This is a genomic window from Tenacibaculum soleae (assembly GCF_030549005.1).
GTDB lineage: Bacteria > Bacteroidota > Bacteroidia > Flavobacteriales > Flavobacteriaceae > Polaribacter > Polaribacter soleae.
On record NZ_JAUOSW010000007.1, the window covers coordinates 120444 to 136404 of the forward strand.

At 30.5% G+C, this 15961-nt stretch carries 14 protein-coding genes; 3 read left to right on the forward strand and 11 right to left on the reverse strand.

The window, feature by feature from the left end; genetic code table 11:
- Positions 1-42: 42 nt before the first annotated feature.
- From Q4586_RS11200 to kynU, 5 genes are read right to left on the reverse strand one after another with little or no spacing between them, the layout of a single operon-like run.
- Positions 43-441, reverse strand: coding sequence for a RidA family protein (locus Q4586_RS11200; protein ID WP_176715001.1), 399 nt, complete (start codon positions 439-441; stop codon positions 43-45).
- Positions 442-498: 57 nt separating this feature from the next.
- Positions 499-1068, reverse strand: a complete 570-nt coding sequence (locus Q4586_RS11205) for a transposase (protein ID WP_303529031.1) — start codon at positions 1066-1068, stop codon at positions 499-501.
- Between the two features lie 27 nt (positions 1069-1095).
- Entirely contained in the window at positions 1096-1629 is a 534-nt protein-coding gene (locus Q4586_RS11210; RefSeq protein WP_068706017.1) for a DUF1697 domain-containing protein, read from the reverse strand.
- A 52-nt stretch (positions 1630-1681) separates the two neighbouring features.
- Positions 1682-3091, reverse strand: a complete 1410-nt coding sequence (locus Q4586_RS11215) for an FAD-dependent oxidoreductase (protein ID WP_303529032.1) — start codon at positions 3089-3091, stop codon at positions 1682-1684.
- Between the two features lie 53 nt (positions 3092-3144).
- The gene (gene kynU / locus Q4586_RS11220; RefSeq protein ID WP_064967430.1) at positions 3145-4404 is read right to left on the reverse strand and encodes a kynureninase; all 1260 of its coding nucleotides are present in this window, start codon (positions 4402-4404) and stop codon (positions 3145-3147) included.
- A gap of 154 nt (positions 4405-4558) precedes the next feature.
- On the opposite strand from kynU, the gene Q4586_RS11225 reads away from it, so the two are divergent.
- Positions 4559-5332, forward strand: a complete 774-nt coding sequence (locus tag Q4586_RS11225; RefSeq protein WP_303529035.1) for an IclR family transcriptional regulator — start codon at positions 4559-4561, stop codon at positions 5330-5332.
- 55 nt (positions 5333-5387) lie between these two features.
- On the opposite strand, the gene serA is transcribed toward Q4586_RS11225, so the two are convergent.
- Positions 5388-7277, reverse strand: coding sequence for a phosphoglycerate dehydrogenase (serA, locus tag Q4586_RS11230; protein ID WP_303529037.1), 1890 nt, complete (start codon positions 7275-7277; stop codon positions 5388-5390).
- A gap of 99 nt (positions 7278-7376) precedes the next feature.
- Positions 7377-8189: a UbiA prenyltransferase family protein gene (locus tag Q4586_RS11235; RefSeq protein ID WP_303529039.1), complete on the reverse strand. Its 813-nt coding sequence runs from the start codon at positions 8187-8189 to the stop codon at positions 7377-7379.
- A gap of 130 nt (positions 8190-8319) precedes the next feature.
- On the opposite strand from Q4586_RS11235, the gene gcvP reads away from it, so the two are divergent.
- Positions 8320-11166 carry an aminomethyl-transferring glycine dehydrogenase gene (gcvP, locus tag Q4586_RS11240; RefSeq protein ID WP_303529041.1) on the forward strand — a complete coding sequence of 949 codons (2847 nt, stop codon included), beginning with the start codon at positions 8320-8322 and terminating at the stop codon, positions 11164-11166.
- Positions 11167-11227: 61 nt separating this feature from the next.
- Here the strand turns inward: gcvP and Q4586_RS11245 are convergent, their stop codons facing one another.
- The 4 genes from Q4586_RS11245 to Q4586_RS11260 all read right to left on the reverse strand — a co-directional run bounded on the left by Q4586_RS11245 (position 11228) and on the right by Q4586_RS11260 (position 14709).
- Positions 11228-11512 carry a hypothetical protein gene (locus tag Q4586_RS11245; protein WP_068706010.1) on the reverse strand — a complete coding sequence of 95 codons (285 nt, stop codon included), beginning with the start codon at positions 11510-11512 and terminating at the stop codon, positions 11228-11230.
- A gap of 239 nt (positions 11513-11751) precedes the next feature.
- Positions 11752-12843 (reverse strand): class I SAM-dependent methyltransferase, encoded by a 1092-nt coding sequence (locus Q4586_RS11250; protein ID WP_303529043.1) that lies wholly within the window; start codon positions 12841-12843, stop codon positions 11752-11754.
- A 12-nt stretch (positions 12844-12855) separates the two neighbouring features.
- Positions 12856-14364, reverse strand: coding sequence for an FMN-binding glutamate synthase family protein (locus Q4586_RS11255; protein ID WP_068706009.1), 1509 nt, complete (start codon positions 14362-14364; stop codon positions 12856-12858).
- Positions 14365-14457: 93 nt separating this feature from the next.
- Entirely contained in the window at positions 14458-14709 is a 252-nt protein-coding gene (locus Q4586_RS11260) for a type B 50S ribosomal protein L31 (protein ID WP_068706007.1), read from the reverse strand.
- A 185-nt stretch (positions 14710-14894) separates the two neighbouring features.
- Between Q4586_RS11260 and Q4586_RS11265 the strand changes: the two genes are divergently transcribed.
- Positions 14895-15935 carry a glutaminyl-peptide cyclotransferase gene (locus tag Q4586_RS11265; protein ID WP_068706005.1) on the forward strand — a complete coding sequence of 347 codons (1041 nt, stop codon included), beginning with the start codon at positions 14895-14897 and terminating at the stop codon, positions 15933-15935.
- The last annotated feature ends 26 nt before the right edge of the window (positions 15936-15961 follow it).

The window sequence follows — 15961 nt, forward strand, 5'->3', positions numbered from 1 at the left end:
ACCTCACAGGTTTTAAAAACCTGTGAGGTTTTTCCTCTATTTTTATTTTTTATAAGCCGTTACTTTTATTTCTACCACTAAATCAGGGTGTGGTAATTGATGTACTGCTACTGTTGTACGTGTTGGCCCAGTTTCTTTTTCAAAAAAATCAGCATATATTTTATTATAGCCTGCAAAATCATTCATATTTACTAAGAACGTAGAAACATCAACTACATCTTTTAAACTTGCTCCTACTGTTTGTAAATTCTTATCTATGTTTTGTAAAACCTCACGTGTTTGTGTTTCGATATTTAAATGTTTGGTTCCCATTTCATCAATAATATCTACTCCTGCAATCGTATTATCTGCTCGTCGTGAACTTGTACCCGATACAAAAATAAAATCTCCTACAACTTTTACGTGTGGATATGCGCCTCTTGGTGTTACTTTTTTCTCCATAATTATTTTACTTAAAAGACCTTATCGATTTTAAAAACCTGTGAGGTCTATATTTAATTATTCTAAAACTAATTCCGCCAATTTTTCATCAAACTCCAATTTTTTGTAAGTTAAATGGTGTATAAAATTTTCTTTATTCTCAAATAAAAACAGCACTTCTTCTCTTTTTAATAAAGTACTTTTTTCTGAAATAAGACTTAAATATGATGAGTGTTTATAATCATTTAAGCTCGTTACAAATTGATGATAAATTGGATTTAAATTTATATAAATTATTAACTTTTTTAAATAGACTTCTTCTTCAACCTTAATTCTCTTAAATCGGTCTCTAAATAAACTACCACTTCTATTATACTTCTTATTTATTGATTTTGAGTATGAATTAAATAGGTTAGAAAATGATTTAGATACTTTTTTCTCTTCTGCTACTTCTTTTATCTGAACTAATAAATGAAAATGATTTTTTAATAAACAATACGATAAAACATTAGCTATAGGATTTACGTACTTTTTGAGTAATTTTAAGAAATAAATATAGTTAACATCTTCTATAAAGATATTTTCTCCATTATTTCCTTGATTGAAAATATGGTAATAATTATTTGATTGTAAGATTTCGTATTTCATCTATTTATTGTGTAGACCTCACAGGTTTTAAAAACCTGTGAGGTCTTTCGCTAATTCTAATAACTTTAAAGTTGTTTTATAATTTCTTGTTGTGGCGATTAAATTTAATTTCTTCTCTATTGTATTGTTCGTCAATTTTGTTTTTCCGAAACCTGATGGGCAGTTTAAATAAACTACATCACCCGTTATTTTATATTGATCTTCTTTAATTCCTTTTATTTCAATTTCAGTTTCACTTGTTGTTTTATCTAAAAAAGTAAAAGCAACTATTTTTTCATTCTCTATTGAAAAAGGGTATTTATCAATTACCGCTGTCCATTCTTGTGGCGTTCTTACTAGCACAGGAATATCATAACCAAACTTATCAGCAATTCCTTTATTTACTTTTTTACAAACCTCAACTTTTGTTTTATCTGAACTTAAAATAATATTACCACTCTGAATATAGGTTTCAACATTTTTAAAACCTAAACCTTTTAATAATTCACGTAGCTCAACCATCGGGAGTTTATTTTTTCCCGATACATTAATTCCGCGTAATAAAACAATATATGTTTTCATATTTATTTTTGAGACCACACAGGTTTTAAAAACCTGTGAGGTATTTTACACATTACATCCCTGCAATTTTATCCTCTTCTAAAATTTCGTTTGTTTCTTCTTGTACTTTTTTAAGTACTTCTTTTAAATCAGTAATTGCATCTAAATCATGATGCGCAACCATATTTAATAACGCTTTATCTTGTGCTCTTCCTTTTTTCATTGCTTCAGCATACGAAATATTTTCATTGAAAGTTACCATCGAATATTTTGAAAAATATGCTGAAGGAAAATTCTCTTCCAAAGTCATTTCTAACTTTCGCTTTTCTTTAAAAATCGGATTAGCAACATGATCTTTCATTTCATGAAAATTATCAATTGCTAAATCTGCAATAGCATCGGTGTCTTCTTTTCTTACCTTCTCGTACCTTTTAAAAACTGTTTCCCAATCTTCTATTTCTCGACTGCGCTCGAAATGACTTAAAATTTCATCAAAAACAGTTATATCTTCAAACGAAGCATTCATTCCTTGTCCGTAAAACGGAACAATAGCGTGTGCTGCATCTCCCATTAAAATGGTTTTGTTTTGATAATGCCATGGCGAACATTTTACAGTACCTAATGCACCTGTTGGATTATTTAAAAACTCATCTTTTATACTCGGAATTAACGCTAAAGCATCCGGAAATTGTGTTTCAAAAAATGAAGTTATCTTTTCTTCAGATGTTAAATTATTAAAGTTGTATTCTCCTTCATCATAACTTAAAAATAAGGTCACAGTAAAGCTTCCATCCATATTTGGCAATGCTATTAACATATACTCGCCACGAGGCCAAATATGTAAATGCTCTTTACTTATTTGATGATTCCCTAAGGCATCTGCAGGAATTTCTAATTCCTTATAACCGTGTGATAGATAATTTTGCGAATAACTAAATAAGAATTTTCTTTCTAAGTAGTAACTTTTTCTCAATATCGAACCAGCGCCATCTGTTCCGAAAATTACATCCGCATTTATAGAAAATTCTTCTTTGGTTTTATAATCTTTAAAATGTGCAATGGTATTTTCTATGTCTACCGAACTACATTTCTTATTAAAATGAATAGTTACATTCTCATGCTTTTCGGCTTCAGTTAACAAAATACCATTTAAATCGCCACGAGAAATTGAATTTATGTATTCTCCTTCTCTTCCTGAATAATTAGAAGCAAAAGTATTTCCTTTACTATCATGAATTAAACGCCCATACATTGGAATACATATTTCACGTGCTTTTTCTTCTACACCACATAAACGTAAGGCTTTAAATCCGCGATCAGATAATGCTAAATTTATTGATCTTCCTGCTGAAATATCAGTAGTTCGTAAATCGGGTCTACTTTCATATACGGCAACTTTATACCCTCTTTGCGCTAATCGTAAAGCTAATAAACTTCCGCATAAACCAGCTCCTATTATTAGTATGTTATCTTTTTTATTCATATTTTGATAAATTAAACCTCACAGGTTTTAAAAACCTGTGAGGTTTGGTTTTGTTACAACAATCCTTTTAAAACCGAAACCATTTTATATACATCTTCAAAACTCGTATACATTGGTACTGGTGCGCAACGGATAACATCTGGCTCTCTCCAATCGGTAATAATATTATTTTCTGTTAGTTTTTTATGCAAACTTTTATCTGCATTTTTTACTTGAATAGATAATTGACAACCTCTTTCTTTTGGATTAGATGGTGTAATAATCTTAATACTATCAGAACCTATTTGATTGATTAAAAACTCGAAATATCCTGTTAGCTTTTCTGATTTTTCTCGTAAAGCTTCCATTCCTACCTCAGCAAACATATCTAAAGAAGCTTTAATAGCTGCCATAGATAATATTGGCGGATTACTTAATTGCCAACCTTCTGCCCCTGCCATTACATCAAACGGCTGACGCATATTAAATCGTGTTTCTTTATTATGATTCCACCAACCAGAAAAACGTGGCAATTCTTTATTATGTGCATGTTTTTCGTGTACAAACAATCCTCCTAAACTACCTGGGCCTGAATTTAAATATTTATAAGTACACCAAGCTGCAAAATCGACTCCTGAATCATGTAATTCTGGTGATATATTACCTGCTCCGTGTGCTAAATCAATCCCTACAAAACATTCTTTTGAATGTCCTATTTCAGCAATACGTTTTAAATCTAAATATTGACCGGTATAATAATTAACACCACCTATCAATAGCAATGCTATTTCATCTCCTTGCTCAGCAACAATTGTTTCTAAATCTTCAATATTTAATAACTCTTCTCCCGCTCTTGGTTTCCATTCAATTAATCCATCTGCTACATCAAATCCATGGAATTTTAATTGAGATTGTACGGCATATCTATCTGAAGGAAATGCATCAGATTCTATTACAATTTTATATTTCTTTTTTGTTGGTTGATAAAAAGACACCATTAACAAATGTAAGTTGGTCGTTAAGGTATTCATCACCACAACTTCTAGCGGTTTTGCTCCTACAATTTTCGCCATACTCTCGGTTAAAAACTCATGGTAAGGCAACCAGGGGGTATTTCCTTCAAAATGACCTTCTACTCCGTAATTAGCCCAATCATCTAATTCTTGTTGAATATATTTTTGAGTATTTTTAGGTTGTAACCCAAGCGAATTCCCTGTAAAGTACAACCATTCATTACCTTCTTTATCTTTTGGTATATGAAATTGATTGCGCAAGTGCGCTAATTTATCTTCTTTATCTTGTTGTTGTGCGTAATCGAGTGTTGCTTTATACATGCTTCTTTTTATTTCAAAAAAACCTTTCTTTTTAAACACTAAAGATACTTGATTTATAAACAAATCAAAAAACAAAAGTGTTTCATTAAATGAAACGGTGTTTTATAAATTTACACATTTTTATTATATTAGCAAAAATGATTTTCAAAAAATAATGATTGACAACAAAAATTTAAACCAATCAATTATAAAAGCGTTTACCGTTTTAGATGCTTTTACAAATGATAAAAAAGAATGGGGTGTTCGTGAATTAGCGAATAAAACAGGCTATAATAAGAGTACAACCTATAGATTATTAAGTACTTTGGTTTCTTTAAATGTTATACATCAGAATGAAAATGAAAAATATTGTTTAGGTAGTAAACTTTTTGAATTAGGGAATCGTGTTTCTTTATACCAATCTTTAATTACAGTGACTAATCATCCTATTAAAAATGTAGCTTTAGAAATACAAGAAACAATATTACTTGCTATTTTAAAAGAAGAGCAAGTTTTTTACATAAATAAAGCTGATAGCTTACAGGGTTTAAAAATAAGTACCTCTATTGGTTCTTATCAACCAATTCATGCAACAGCATCAGGTAAATTACTTTTAGCTTTTTCTTCTATTGAAAAGCAAGAAAAATATTTTAAAAACAACAATTTCACTAAATATACTCAAAAAACAATTACTAAAGTTCCTAAATTAAAAACAGCGTTACATATCATAAAAAAACAAGGGTATGCTTTAGATTTAGAAGAGTTTGAATTAGGTTTAATATGCATAGCTATTCCTATTTTTAATAAAAACAGAAAAGTAATTGCAAGCTTAAGTGCATCTGGACCTTCTAGTCGCTTTAAATTAGAAAACGTACAAAACTATATATCTATTCTGCAAAAAGGAGCTACTTTAATTGAAAATTCATTAGAAGATTTTAATTCTTTATAAAAAAAGCCTTGTAAAATTTACAAGACTTTTATCATTCTCCTCCATTAAATCACTCTTAATAAAGTACTCTAAATTTTATAGTTCCTTCAACCTTACGAAGTTCATTTAACACTTCCTGATTGTACTCTTTGTCAATATCTGTAATTACATACCCTACTTTAGCATCTGTTGATAAGTATTGCCCTGTAATATTTAATTCATACTCAGCCAAAACTTTATTAATTTTTGCCATTACACCTGGTACGTTTTTATGAATATGTAAAAAACGATGTGCATTTGTTTGACGTGGCAATCTTATATTCGGAAAATTTACGGCATCTACTGTATTTCCTGAATTTATATATGCCATAATTTTATTAGGTACAAAATCGGCAATATCTTTTTGCGCCTCTTCTGTACTTCCACCAACATGTGGTGTTAAAATAACATTATCTAAACCTTTTAACTGCGTAATAAAATCACCATTTTTTCTTGGTTCTTCCGGATAAACATCTATAGCACACCCTGCTATTTTACCTGATTTTAAACCCTCAACCAGCGCTTCAATATCTACTACAAATCCACGAGAAAGATTTACAAAATGCACGCCATCTTTCATTTGTGAAATTTCTTCTTTCCCTATATAGTTTTTATTTGCTGCATTATCATCAACATGCAAGGTTACTACATCAGAAATATTTAATAATTCTTTAAGTGTAGAAATTTTGGTTGCATTTCCTAACGCTAATTTATCTTCAACATCATAATAATACACATCCATTCCTAAAGCTTCTGCTAAAATTGATAATTGTTTACCTATGTTTCCATAACCAACAATTCCCAGTTTTTTCCCACGAACCTCACGCGAACCTTGTGCTGTTTTGTTCCATTGTCCGTTATGCAATTCTGTACTTCTTTGAAAAACACTACGCATTAACATAATAATTTCGCCAATTGCCAGTTCAACTACCGATCGTGTATTACTATAAGGTGCGTTAAAGACTACCACTCCATTTTCTTTACAAGCATCTAAATCAATTTGTTTAGTACCTATACAAAATGCTGAAACAACCATTAATTTTTCTGCTGCTTCAATTACTTTTTTAGTTACCTGAGTTTTAGATCGAATACCTAAAACATGTACGTCTTTAATTTTTTTTATCAACTCATCTTCTGATAAACTTTTTGATATTGTTTCAACCGAAAAACCATCGGCTGTTAATTTTGTAAAAGCATCGGCATGTACGTTTTCTAATAATAATATTTTAATTCTGTTCTTTGGATATGATATATTTCTTGGCAAATCGTTTAGGTATAAAAATTCGTCTAAATTAGGTGTAATATAATCAGCATTGGCTACTGTTTTTTCTCTAGATATATTTTCGGTATAGGCAAAAAAAGTATCAGCAACACCTGCTTTTTTTGTTACCGCGTCACTGTATCCATCACCAATTACTTGTATTTCTCCTTGTAGGTTTAAGTTTTGTAAACATTCAATTTTTCCATTATGTTTTGAGAGTGAATTATTAGCATCAAAACCAACAATTAAATCGTTTTCATCAAATTGAAAAGTGTTAGCAAATACTCTTTCGGATGGAATATTATATTCAGCCACAATCGGATCTATAAATTCTTTAAATCCTGCTGAAATCACATAAATGTCATCAGAAAACTGCTCAAAAAACTCTTTATTTCTTTCGATAGATGAGGAAACATGTTTTTTTAATTCAGTAATAAGAATTGGTAAATCTGCCTTTTTGGCATTTAATAATTGAATGCGTTTTTCTAAAGATTGTGGAAAGGATATTTCTCCATCAATTCCTTGATTTGTTATTTCGACAATTTCTCTAATAACGGCTTCTCTCTTCGGATTTTTTTCTAAAGTAATCTCCGCTAAAACATCTAATGCTTCAACTCTTGTTAACGTACTATCAAAATCGAAAACGAAACTTCTTTTTGGTGCCATCGTACTTATATTATTGATAAGCAATCAAAAATACAAATCAAATTAATAAAAAAGGCAATAATCTTCGAAAAGGTTTGCGTTGTTTTATTAACAAAAACACTAAACTATTAACAATAATAACCACCAAATTATAGGAATCGACTCTATAAAAAAAGAACTATAATATTTTGCTTGTTGTTTTGAAGCTCGCATTAATAAAAACAATATTGCTACAAAAACTATTAAAAACACTATTTTAAACTCTTGTTTTGATGCAATTATAAATTCAAAAACTAAGCAAAACATTAACAAAACATATCCTAGTTTTTTAGTTTGTTGTATCCCTATTTTTTTGGGGATGGTTTGTAGTGAAATTGCATCGTATTTTACATCTCTAATATCAAAAGGCAATATCAACACCATTACTAATAAAAAACGCTGCACTGCCATTATAAAAATTTTACTTGTAAATACTACTGCTGCATCAAAAACAGGAAGAAATAGTGTTGCTCCAACCCAAACTAAGGCTACCACAACAATTTTTAAATAACCGATGCTTCTTAGGTTTTTTTGAAATCCACTAAAAAAAGGAACTGCATATAAAAACGTTAACAATCCGAAAGGTATAAAAAAAAGTAAGGTTTCTACATTTAGTCTACTTACATAAAAACACATCAACAAAAAACAACTTAAAGAAAAAAGTTGAATCACTCTTAAGTTCTTTGTCAAACTTCGATGATGCAATTTGGCTACTCCTGCATATTTTACAAAATTATAACCTGTAATTGTTGCAAAAAAAAGAAAAAAATCTAACGACTCATTATAACTCAAGTCAAGATAAAACTCAGTAATTCGCACAAAAGCATACACCGCTAAAGCAACATGAATACTAGCGTTTATGTAAAAATCAAGTAGTTTTTTAAAAAACTTCATTACACAAAAATAGTTTTTATGTTTATAACCCTAACATTTAGTTAATAAAATATCACTATTAACGAAAATTTATACCCTAAAAATTAGACAATTTCATTATTTTTGAGCCACTTAAAAACAACAACACAGAATGAACACAAATTCATTTCAACTAAGACATATTGGCCCTCGTGTAAAGGACCAAGAACAAATGTTAAAAACTATTAAAGCTGATAGTTTAGATCAATTAATTTTTGAAACTATTCCTGACGATATTCGTCTTAAAAATGGATTAGATTTAGCGCCTGCAATGAGTGAATATGAGTATTTAAATCATATTAACGAATTAGGAGCTAAAAACAAGGTTTTTAAAAGTTATATTGGTTTAGGATACCACGAGGCAATTGTACCGAGTGTTATTCAACGTAACATATTAGAAAACCCAGGTTGGTATACCGCCTACACTCCTTATCAAGCAGAAATTGCACAAGGTCGTTTAGAAGCTTTATTAAATTACCAAACAATGGTTTGTGATTTGACAGGAATGGAACTTGCAAATGCTTCTTTATTAGACGAAGGTACTGCTGCTGCCGAAGCAATGGCTTTGTTATTTGATGTACGTGAACGTGCTCAGAAAAAAGCAGGTGTAAATAAATTCTTTATTTCTGAAGAAATTTTACCACAAACATTATCTGTTTTACAAACACGTGCTATCCCTATCGGAATTGAGTTAGTGATTGGAAACCATGAAGAATTTGATTTTTCTTCAGCATTTTTTGGAGCAATACTTCAATACCCTGGAAAACATGGACAAGTTTGTGACTATACAGACTTTGTAGCCAACTGTAACGAAAAAAACATAAAAGTAGCTGTAGCTGCTGATATTTTATCTTTAGTTAAACTAAAAGCTCCTGGTGAGTTTGGTGCCGATGTTGTTGTAGGAACAACCCAACGTTTTGGTATTCCGTTAGGTTATGGAGGACCTCATGCTGGTTATTTTGCAACGAAAGAAGCATACAAGCGTAGCCTTCCTGGTCGTGTAATTGGCGTTACTAAAGATGTAGATGGTGGTCGTGCGTTACGTATGGCATTACAAACACGTGAACAACATATTAAACGCGAAAAAGCAACTTCAAACATTTGTACTGCTCAAGTTTTATTAGCTGTTATGGCTGGTATGTACGCTGTTTATCACGGAAAAGACGGGTTACAATATATTGCTGACAAAGTTCATGCTAGCACAAACACTTTAGCAACCGCTTTAGAAAGCTTAGGCTTTAAGCAAAAAAACAACGCTTATTTCGACACTATTTTAATTGAAGTTGAAGCAAATAAATTACGTCCTGTTGCCGAGGCAAACGGAATCAACTTTAATTATATTGACAATAACCATATTTCGATTTCTGTAAACGAAACTGTTAGTTTAAAAGAAATTAACGCTATTGTTGACTGTTTTGAGCAAGCTTTTAACATTCAAGATATTACAATTACTGAATTTACTTCTTCGGATGTAATTCCTTTTGATATTAAAAGAAACACTTCATTTTTAGATAACGAAGTATTTAACACGTATCAGTCAGAAACTGAAATGATGCGTTATATTAAAAAGTTAGAACGTAAAGATTTAGCATTAAATCATTCAATGATTTCTTTAGGATCTTGTACCATGAAGCTAAATGCTGCTTCTGAAATGCTACCTTTAAGTAATCCACAATGGGGTAATATTCACCCATTTGTTCCGTTAAATCAAGCAGAAGGATACCAAACAGTTTTAAAAAATCTTGAACATCAATTAAATGTTGTTACTGGTTTTGCAGGTACCTCTTTACAACCAAACTCTGGTGCACAAGGAGAATTTGCAGGATTAATGGTAATTAGAGCTTATCACGAATCTAACGATGATGCTAATAGAAACATTTGTTTAATTCCTGCATCTGCCCACGGTACCAATCCTGCGTCAGCAGTAATGGCTGGTATGAAAGTAGTGGTTACCAAAACAGATGAAAGAGGAAATATTGATGTAGAAGACTTACGTGCAAAAGCAGAAAAACATAAAGATAATTTAGCTGCCTTAATGGTTACCTACCCATCAACACATGGTGTGTATGAAAAAGCTATTATGGAAATTACGCAAATTATTCATGATAATGGCGGTCAAGTTTATATGGATGGAGCCAATATGAATGCTCAAGTAGGGTTAACAAATCCAGCTACCATTGGCGCTGATGTTTGTCACTTAAACCTACACAAAACTTTTGCTATTCCGCACGGTGGAGGTGGCCCTGGTGTTGGTCCAATTTGTGTTGCACCGCAATTAGTACCATTTTTACCTACAAATCCTTTAGTCACTACTGGCGGAGAAAATGCAATTACTGCTATTTCTGCTGCTCCTTGGGGATCAGCGTTAGCCTGCTTAATTTCTTACGGATACATAACAATGCTAGGTGCTAACGGATTAACAGACTCTACTAAGTTAGCTATTTTAAACGCTAACTATATTAAAGAGCGTTTAAATGGTCATTACGACACATTATATTCTGGTGAAATGAATCGTGCTGCGCATGAAATGATACTAGATTGTCGTTCTTTTAAACAAAACGGAATTGAAGTTGTTGATATTGCAAAACGTTTGATGGATTATGGTTTTCATGCGCCAACGGTTTCTTTTCCAGTTGCCGGAACTATCATGGTTGAACCAACTGAATCTGAAAGTGTTGCCGAGTTAGATCGTTTTTGTGATGCTATGATTTCTATTAGGAAAGAAATAGCAGATGCTACAAAAGATAACAGTAACAACACATTAAAAAACGCACCACATACGCAAGAGATGTTAACTGCTGATGAGTGGACTTTACCTTACACACGTAAGCAAGCTGCTTTTCCTTTAGATTATATTGCTGACAATAAATTTTGGCCTTCGGTACGTAGAGTAGATGATGCTTTTGGCGACAGAAACTTAATCTGTTCTTGTAATCCTATTGAAGATTATATAGACTAAAACTAACACGTTTTAATTTCATAAAAAAACCACTCTTTAATAAAGAGTGGTTTTTTACTTTTTATGCTACTGCAACAATATCACTAAACGGAACTACTGTTGTATTTTTAAGAATAATAGCTTTTTCTGAAACTGTCCAAACTGAAGCTTCTATTCTTTTTAAACCTGTATGATCTGTAAAAAAAATTTCAAACTTATCTTTATTTAAATTTCTTAAAAAAAAGACTTTTCGCTGTCTTATAAACTCATTTACCTGTTCAATCTTGTGTTCTAACACATTTATTTTAGGAAACTCTAAAAGTTTACTTTTTTTTTCACCTATAGGTGTTTTTTTTTCTGAAAACATATGAATGGGGGAATTTAGGGATTAATTCAATATACGTTTATTAACTGCAAATATACAAATTTTACTAACAAGTGTTAATAACTTTTAAAATAAATTGTTAATAACTTTTATTCAGAAAAACTAAAAAATAATTATCCTAATGTTTAGAGATAAAAAAAACTAAATCACCACCCTAATACAAACAAAGGTCTTGGTAAAATTACCAAGACCTTTGTTTGTATTCTATTCAAATTACTAACTTATTTAATACACTCATAAACTACAAATTTTTTATTTTCAGCTACAACAAAAACATTTTTAAAAAGTTTTTCTAAGTGTGTTTTATAGTTTAAATGTTTGTTTGCTACCAACACAAAACGCCCGTCAAGTTTCAAGCAACTTTCTACACCTTTAAAAAGTGTTAATGCAACTTCTATATTATTTTCATGCTCAAAATGAAAAGGAGGGTTTGACACCACCAAGTCATAATTTTTGTCTTGTAAATTATCTAAGTTATCAGCACAAACAAACTGTATTCCTTCACTTTTTAAATTTAACTGAGAAGATCTTATTGCTAAATTAAAATCATCAACCAACGTTAAAATAGCTTTTGGTTGTTTCTTTATTATTTCATAAGCTATTATTCCATTTCCTGAAGCAACATCAAGCACATTTAACTCATCAGACCTTACTTTTAAATTCTCTAATAAAAACTGAGTTCCAATATCAATTTTACCTGATGAAAAAACACCGTAATACTGCTGCAAAAATTCATCTTTCCATTCAACTTCATTTATCAACTCTTTATACTTGGTTATTTTTTTAGGCTTCTTTAAAACTAACAAGCGTGCTTTTTTCCATGCTTTTGTCTGAACAACTTCATCGAAATACACTTCTGCTATTTTTAAAAATGATATTGAAAAATACTTGGTCATAAACCCGCAAACAACTTCGATCTTATTGCTGGAAGCTTTGTGAATTTGTTGTAAAAACAATTCAAATAATTCGACCGATTTCGGAATTTTTAATAATGCTAATTCAATGCTACTTAAAATATTTAAAGGCGTTTTAAAATCATTATTCGCGGGTAAATTATTTAAATTTAAATTTTGAATAATTGCTTTTTCCTGACTAGCATAAGTACAAACCGTTGTTAGTTTTTTGTTATTTAATAAAGTATTCCATACTCCAAATCGATCGTTAAACAAATGAATATAATCGTCTTTCTTATCTGAAATATATTCCAACACCAGTAATTCAGCACTACTCCATGCACGTAAAGATTCATCTTCTGTTTTTGGGTAACGTTCTAATTGATATTCTTTAGAATTGAATTGTATTGTTGTTTCCAATAATTTTATTTTTTAATTATAAATTTTATCCAAAGAAATGATATCTCCTGCTTTATTTCTTCTAAAAACATGCTTTGCTTTCACATCTAAAATAGATTCTTTTCCCATTGCGGCAACCACTTCTTTTACCGCTGCAATGGTTTTATCATGATAATTTTTAACACGAATATTTTTATCACCAACTACTAAAGCCTCAACCAAATCCTCGTCTTGAGTTGCAACTCCAACCGGACAAGTATCTAAATTACATTCACGTGCTTGAATGCAACCTAAACTTAGCATAAAACTACGAGCCATACCAATAACATCGGCTCCTAATGCCTTATATTTAACAATATCAAAAGCATCAATAGCTTTACCGCTTGCAATAATTTTTATTTGATCTTTTAGCTGATATTTTTGTAATGTTTTATTTACAAAAGCTAAACCTTCTAACAATGGCGTACCTACATAATTTGAAAACTCTATTGGAGCAGATCCGGTACCTCCTTCTCCTCCATCAACCGCTATAAAATCAGGATAATTATTTGCCTCAGCAAATGCTTTTATCATCATTTCAATTTCTTCATTATCTCCTACACAAAATTTTATTCCCACTGGCTTTCCTTCAGATAACTCTCTTACTTGTTGAATAAAAGCAATCATTTCTTCAAAATTTGTAAAAGCGGAATGATTTGGTGGAGAATCGACTCTAGTAAAGGGTTTTATTGAACGGATTTTTGCAATTTCTTCGGTATTTTTCTTGGCTGGTAAAATACCACCATGTCCAGGTTTTGCACCTTGTGAAAATTTAATTTCTATCATTTTTACTTCAGGGCGAATTGCATTTTCTTTAAAAATAGCCGCATCAAAAACACGTTTACCTACTACACTTTTTCCTGCCCCAAAATAACCTGTTCCTACTTGAAAAATTAAATCTCCACCTTGTAAATGATAAGGTGAAATTCCTCCTTCACCAGTATTATGAGCAAAATTTGCCATTTTTGCACCTTGATTTAACGCCTTAATCGCATTTTTACTTAAGGATCCAAAAGACATAGCTGATATATTTACAATAGAAGCATCATACTTTTGAGTACACTTATCAGAACCAATAATAACCCTTTCGCCTTTAATATGATGGTGATCTTTAGGAAATAATGAATGTTTTACAAACTCATATCCTTTTTCGTACACATTATGTTGTGTACCAAAAGGTACAGTTTCTATTTCTTTTTTTGATCGTTGATAAACAAGACTCCTTTTTTCTCTATTAATTGGGGTTCCGTTTAAATCATCTTCAATAAAATATTGTTGAATTTTTTCGCGCTCTTCTTCAAATACCCAACGCAACCTTGCTACAACAGGAAAAGCACGCATCAATGAATGTTTTTTTTGAATAAAAGCATCGTACAAAGCCAGTATTGTTACTCCAGTAGCAATGGTTAATAAAATATAGTTTCCCATATCTGGCATAAAGTAAACCAATATACCACATAGTATATTTATGACAACAATAATTGCTAAGATTGTATCTCTCATTTTTATAATTTTGATAGGCAAAAATACAAGTTTTATACCATAAAAAAAGCTCTAACAAATGTTAGAGCTTTTAAATATTTTAGATACTTGAAATTATTTTTTAAATTTCGCATATTTATTTTTGAACTTATCAATACGACCTGCAGTATCTACTAATTTAGACTTACCTGTATAGAAAGGGTGAGAAGTTCTTGAAATTTCTAATTTTATTAATGGATACTCAGTTCCTTCTACGTCTAAAGTTTCTTTAGTATTAGCAGTTGAACGTGTTAAAAATACATCTCCGTTAGACATATCTTTAAAAGCTACCATTCTATAATTTTCTGGATGTATTCCTTTACGCATCTTAAATGACTTTTAAATATTGTTTTAATTTTTTATCAAACATGTAAAAATGGTAAGGTTTTACACTAAAAATATTTTTTTAGTTGTTTGAGGATGCAAATTTAACCATATTTTTTAATTTTCAAACAAATAAATTGTTTTAATTTGTAGTACAAACGAATAAATTAGAAATCAAACTATAAAATATGCGTATTTATACATACTTAGCTTTAGCTTTAACAGCAACATTTATTACATCTTGTAGTGAAACTGGCTACAAATTTAAGTTAAACACCTCTAAAAAAACAACTTTAGGACAAAAAGCAGCTATAAAGTTTGAACAACTTAAAGGAAATAAAATCGATTCGGTACATTTATTCGTTAATAAAAAACGTGTAAACAAAAACGAAACAAGTATTGCTATAAACACTACTGATTTTGGTGTAGGAAAACACTTGGTTACTGCCTTGGCTTTTTATCCTAATAAATCTAAAAAAATTAACAATTCTATTGAAATTTTAGCAAAAAACGCTCCTGCTGTTTACACTTATAAAATTATCAACACTTTCCCACACGATAAAGATGCCTATACTCAGGGGTTAGAGTTTAATGATGGTTTTTTATATGAAACTACAGGACGTAGAGGGCAATCAACCTTAAGAAAAGTTGCTATAAAAACTGGTGAAATTTTACAAAAGATTGATTTAGATAAAAAATATTTTGGTGAAGGAATGACCATTTTTGACAATAAAATTTATTGGTTAACATGGCAAGCTCGTAAAGGTTTTATATATGATTTGGAAACTTTTAAACAAATTAATGAATTTAATTACAACCATAGCAACGAAGGTTGGGGTTTAACACATAACGACAGTGAATTAATAAAATCTGACGGAACTAATAAAATTTGGTTTTTAAATGCCCTAAATCAGAAAGAGGAAAGAAATATTCAGGTTTACACCAATAAATATGCTGTTGATAATTTAAATGAAATTGAATTAATTAACGGAAAAATTTACGCTAATAAATGGCAGCAAAATTCAATTTTAATTATCAATCCAAATACTGGTGTTGTTGAAGGTGTTGCTAATTTAAATGGTTTAAGAGATATTGTTGCTGAAGAACAAGAGTTAGAAAGAAGTGATGATGTTTTAAACGGTATTGCTTACGATAAAGAAAACAATCGCTTATTTGTTACTGGAAAACATTGGGGAAAATTATTTGAAATTGAGTTGATAAAAAAATAATATATTCTTCAAGTAAAATTAAAAAA

Excerpts from the sequence above, each read along its gene's own strand:
- Q4586_RS11205 (WP_303529031.1), bottom strand. The coding sequence starts at position 1,068 with ATGAAATACGAAATCTTACAATCAAATAATTATTACCATATTTTCAAT.
- kynU (WP_064967430.1), bottom strand. The coding sequence starts at position 4,404 with ATGTATAAAGCAACACTCGATTACGCACAACAACAAGATAAAGAAGAT.
- Q4586_RS11245 (WP_068706010.1), bottom strand. The coding sequence starts at position 11,512 with ATGTTTTCAGAAAAAAAAACACCTATAGGTGAAAAAAAAAGTAAACTT.
- Q4586_RS11235 (WP_303529039.1), bottom strand. The coding sequence starts at position 8,189 with ATGAAGTTTTTTAAAAAACTACTTGATTTTTACATAAACGCTAGTATT.
- serA (WP_303529037.1), bottom strand. The coding sequence starts at position 7,277 with ATGGCACCAAAAAGAAGTTTCGTTTTCGATTTTGATAGTACGTTAACA.
- Q4586_RS11210 (WP_068706017.1), bottom strand. The coding sequence starts at position 1,629 with ATGAAAACATATATTGTTTTATTACGCGGAATTAATGTATCGGGAAAA.
- Q4586_RS11215 (WP_303529032.1), bottom strand. The coding sequence starts at position 3,091 with ATGAATAAAAAAGATAACATACTAATAATAGGAGCTGGTTTATGCGGA.
- Q4586_RS11265 (WP_068706005.1), top strand. The coding sequence starts at position 14,895 with ATGCGTATTTATACATACTTAGCTTTAGCTTTAACAGCAACATTTATT.
- Q4586_RS11225 (WP_303529035.1), top strand. The coding sequence starts at position 4,559 with ATGATTGACAACAAAAATTTAAACCAATCAATTATAAAAGCGTTTACC.
- Q4586_RS11260 (WP_068706007.1), bottom strand. The coding sequence starts at position 14,709 with ATGCGTAAAGGAATACATCCAGAAAATTATAGAATGGTAGCTTTTAAA.
- gcvP (WP_303529041.1), top strand. The coding sequence starts at position 8,320 with ATGAACACAAATTCATTTCAACTAAGACATATTGGCCCTCGTGTAAAG.
- Q4586_RS11255 (WP_068706009.1), bottom strand. The coding sequence starts at position 14,364 with ATGAGAGATACAATCTTAGCAATTATTGTTGTCATAAATATACTATGT.
- Q4586_RS11200 (WP_176715001.1), bottom strand. The coding sequence starts at position 441 with ATGGAGAAAAAAGTAACACCAAGAGGCGCATATCCACACGTAAAAGTT.